This is a genomic window from Acinetobacter sp. CIP 102637 (assembly GCF_000368425.1).
Classification (GTDB): Bacteria; Pseudomonadota; Gammaproteobacteria; order Pseudomonadales; family Moraxellaceae; genus Acinetobacter; species Acinetobacter parvus.
The window spans coordinates 437,435-441,801 of record NZ_KB849434.1 but is presented as its reverse complement, the minus strand read 5'-3'; the positions used below and the strand labels follow the sequence as shown (position 1 = coordinate 441,801).

Below are 4,367 nucleotides of genomic sequence, written 5' to 3'. Positions count from 1 at the left end.
TGGCTCATCAATTTTCTGACTAAAAATTCGCTCAAATAAACTTCGAGTAATTTCTACCATTCAATCAATGATAATATATCGATCAATCAATCAGTAAAAATCCACACAAGTTGTTCTTCTATTCTCTTAATGATCTTCTCAATGATTCGTCATCATCAAGCTAGGTCGGCTATGTTACCCTAAATCTCTTTAAAGTCAACAGGCAATTTCGATATTCTTAAAACTCATCTTAACCTAAACAAACCTGACCAATCCAGCCTACAACCTAGACTATCTTAATCAAACCTTTGTTTATCAACAAGTTTTTATCTGCTTCACCGCCAATGAGTGGGAATTCTACAGCATTTCAGAATGGATGCAACCCTGTTTTTTATTATTTTCTTTTGCATGTTTCTTTTTTCTACAAAACTGATGTTTTCGGCGTTTTTATCATCTATTTATGTATAAAAAGCAGGCTCATGGCCTGCTTTTTATTATTTTTATTTGGATTTAGTCAATGAAAGTCACTCGTGCAATGGCTTTTTTACCCGATTGAATGATTAAAGTGACATTCTCTTTTACAGAGAAGCTCATATCAACCACATTCCAGTCAACTTTAACCGCACCACGACCCACGGCATCTTTTGCAGCAGCTGCATTCGGATTTAAACCTGCGACGCGAAGAATGGTTGCAATGAACAATTCACCGCCAAACTCAGCACGGGAAATGGTCACTTCAGGTGTATCTTCTGGCACTTCGCCATCTGTGACACGGTTGCCTGCACTCTTGTGTGCATTTTCTGCCGCTTCCTCATCATGGAAACGCTCCACCAGCTCAAGTGCCAAAATACGCTTAATCTCCTGTGGATTGCGCCCTGCCGCCATTTCATCGAGCAGGCCTTGAATTTCGTCCAGCGACTTAAAGCTGAGTAAGTCAAAGTAACGTTCAATCAGGCTATCTGGCATCGACAGGATTTTTTGGTACATCGCGCCTGGGGTATCAAACACACCAATATAGTTGCCTAAAGATTTAGACATTTTATTGACACCATCCAAACCTTCAAGAATCGGTACGGTAATGCACACCTGTGATTCCTGACCATAACGACCTTGTAAAGTACGTCCCATGAGCAAGTTAAAGGTTTGGTCTGTTCCACCTAACTCAACATCTGCTTCAAGCGCAATCGAGTCATAACCTTGTACCAATGGATAGAGGAACTCATGGATCGCAATCGGTTGGTGGTTGTTATAGCGCTTAGTAAAGTCATCACGTTCTAACATACGTGATACGGTTTGCTGACTTGCCAATTGAATCAGGTCCGCAGCTGACTTCTGGTTGAACCATTCTGAGTTAAAGACAACCTTGGTTTTATTTGGATCAAGAATTTTAAATACCTGTTCCTGATAGGTTTTGGCATTGGCTTCAACCTGTTCGCGGGACAACGGCGGGCGCGTTGCACTCTTACCTGTTGGGTCGCCGATCATTGCGGTGTAGTCACCAATCAGGAAATAAACCTCATGTCCCAGATCCTGGAATGTTTTGAGTTTATTAATCAGGACCGTATGTCCCAAATGTAGGTCAGGAGCCGTTGGGTCAAAACCTGCTTTCACACGGAGGGGGCGATTTTCCTTGAGTTTTTTCAGTAAATCTTCATCAGAGATAATCTCGTGCGTGCCTCTTTGAATGAGAGCAAGCTGTTCTTCGGCTGGCAAGAAATTTGACATCACAAAACCTAAACACATCAGTTATTCAATTTGTGCGATATACTAACATTTTTTCAGCGTGTTGCAGGGAGAAGTTGCGGTGAACGCAATCTATATTGGTGTAATGACAGGCACAAGCATGGATGGTGTGGATATTATCGCAGCTTCATTTGGGCCGCTCACGCTACACGCCACGCTGACTGTGCCTTTTGAACCTGAGCTACGTGATGAGCTGATGGCACTGACCTTGCCTGATGACAATGAAATTGACCGCATGGGCAAGGCGGATGTGGCGCTGGCGCAAATGATTGGTCAGGGTATCAATGAACTGATTGAAAAGAACAATTTAGACCGCACTCAAATTAAGGCCATCGGTTCACATGGGCAAACCATTCGCCACCGCCCTGAACATGGTTTTACCCTGCAAATTGGTGATCCCAACATCATCACTGAGATCACGCAACTTCCTGTCGTTTCTGATTTTCGTCGTCGTGATATGGCGGCAGGTGGACAGGGTGCGCCTTTGGTTCCCGCATTTCATCAGGCATTGTTTCAGCATAACAGTATCCATCGGGTGATTTTGAATCTGGGGGGCATTGCCAATGTCAGTATGTTGCCTGCCAATAACCTAAACGGCGTCTATGGTTTTGATACAGGTCCAGCCAATATCTTGATGGATGCATGGTGTCATCGTCATACGGGGCATCCATACGATGAAAATGGTGACTGGGCGGCCTATGGCAATCCCATTCGTTCTTTATTGGATCGTTTACAGAATCATGAATTTTTTGCCAAAGAGCCACCGAAAAGCACAGGTCGTGAAGATTTTAACCTCGAATGGCTGGATGAGCAGCTCAGCGATTGGCGCAATGATCTGGAATATGACGAACTGGAAGATACACCTGAGAATGTGCAGGCCACACTGATGAAACTGACAACACGGGCCATTAAGAAAGCGATTTACCGCAGCAAGGAGCTGATGCCTACAGGTGAAATCTATGTCTGCGGTGGCGGAGCCTACAACTCACATTTACTGGAACAGCTACGCTGGCGTTTACGCAAGCATAATTGGTCTGTACAAACCACTGATGCTTTAGGATTGGCACCAACCTGGGTGGAGGCAACCGCTTTTGCATGGTTGGCCATGCGCTTTGTTCAGCAACTCAGTGGCAATTTACCCGCTGTTACAGGCGCGTCAGGTGATCGTATCCTGGGAACCATCACCGCTGTTTAAGGCTAAAGCAATAAAAAAGCTTCTCGAATTGAGAAGCTTTTTTATATTTATATTCTATTAAATCGAGAAAGATGAACCACAGCCACAGGTCGTGGTGGCATTCGGGTTTTGGACCACAAAACGAGAACCTTCCAATCCTTCAAGATAGTCAACCACTGAACCAACCAAGTATTGATAGCTCAGGGAATCAACCAACATTTTTACATCACCATTGCTGAATTCAGCATCATCTTCATTAACACTTTCAGCAAAATTAAAGCCATAGGAGAATCCAGAACACCCTCCACCTGTGACATAAACACGCAACATGAGATCGTTATTCCCCTCACTCTCGCGTAACTGGCGAACTTTTTTGGCAGCATTATCTGACAATTCAAGAGCTTGGGCGTTCATGACGATGTTCCTCAGACTTCAATATGTCTTTAAAAAAATAAAAGACCCGATATTTAGTATAGCATACTCAATATCGGGTCTGTATTTGAAGTTTAAAGTAAATCTATTCATTTAATGTATTGATTTATATTTATTTAAATTATTTTTAATATAAATATACCGTCAAATATACCGACATATAAAAAAAACCAAACGATCATTTTTTAATCACACGATAAATTGTCGCAATACCTACCCCGACAGCTTTGGCAATTTCGTCTTTCGTCATATCACCTTTACTCAATAATTGTTTGATACGCTCATGTTTTGCTGTATTCGCTTTCTTTCCAGTCGGTACATATCCAGAACGTGCCAAGCCTTGCTTGATTCGCTCCTTACGTTTGTCATTGTCCAGTTTTGCCATTGTTGCCAGTAGATCAATGAGCATGGCATTAATGACGTTTAGAATCTCTCCAGTCATTCCGCCATTTGTTGAATGCGTTGTTGGTAGATCAGCCACAACTAAACGTAAACCCTTAGCCTTAATTTGTTGTTTCAATACGTCAAAGTCATCTTGTGATAGTCGGCTCAATCTATCCACGCTCTCTACAAGCAAGATGTCATCCTTGTTGGCTTCATTGAGTAATCGGCTTAATTCTGGACGCTCTAACTTCGTACCTGAATAGTTTTCAATATAAGTACTATGTCGCTCTCCATAGCTCTGACTAAACTGGAGTAGATCAGCTAGTGCCCTTTCTGCATCTTGATCTTTGGTACTTGCTCTCACATAAATACGAATTGTCATATTATCAGTCCTTATCATATAGCTATCATTTAATAAGGCTTATGATAAATCTATCATTTAACTAAGTAAATAAGTTAAATGATAGAGTGAGAAATATAATTATCAATTTATCTTTTGGGTATAGTCTAATGATAGGCTCTCAATAGATTGAATCAAAGTTTTGCGCCGTTTGGGCTTTGGCAAAGGGAAGTTCTCTTTTTTCATTTTTTTGTACTTACCTGACCACCTGACCACCTGACCACCTGACCACCTGACCACCTGACCACCTGACCA

Annotated in this window: 4 protein-coding genes; 1 reads left to right on the top strand and 3 read right to left on the bottom strand. The window is 42.1% G+C overall.

Annotated features, from left to right (window positions below):
* Positions 1-489: 489 nt before the first annotated feature.
* Positions 490-1,722, bottom strand: coding sequence for a tyrosine--tRNA ligase (gene tyrS, locus F967_RS02515; protein ID WP_155756393.1), 1,233 nt, complete (start codon positions 1,720-1,722; stop codon positions 490-492).
* 61 nt (positions 1,723-1,783) lie between these two features.
* Between tyrS and F967_RS02510 the strand changes: the two genes are divergently transcribed.
* Complete coding sequence (locus tag F967_RS02510; RefSeq protein ID WP_004797983.1) at positions 1,784-2,917, top strand: anhydro-N-acetylmuramic acid kinase; 1,134 nt, start codon at positions 1,784-1,786, stop codon at positions 2,915-2,917.
* Between the two features lie 57 nt (positions 2,918-2,974).
* Here the strand turns inward: F967_RS02510 and erpA are convergent, their stop codons facing one another.
* Together erpA and F967_RS02500 are read right to left on the bottom strand one after the other, a co-directional pair.
* A complete protein-coding gene (gene erpA / locus F967_RS02505; RefSeq protein ID WP_004675453.1) occupies positions 2,975-3,310 on the bottom strand; it encodes an iron-sulfur cluster insertion protein ErpA in 336 nt (111 codons plus the stop codon).
* A 196-nt stretch (positions 3,311-3,506) separates the two neighbouring features.
* Positions 3,507-4,094, bottom strand: coding sequence for a recombinase family protein (locus F967_RS02500; RefSeq protein WP_004760233.1), 588 nt, complete (start codon positions 4,092-4,094; stop codon positions 3,507-3,509).
* Positions 4,095-4,367: the final 273 nt, after the last annotated feature.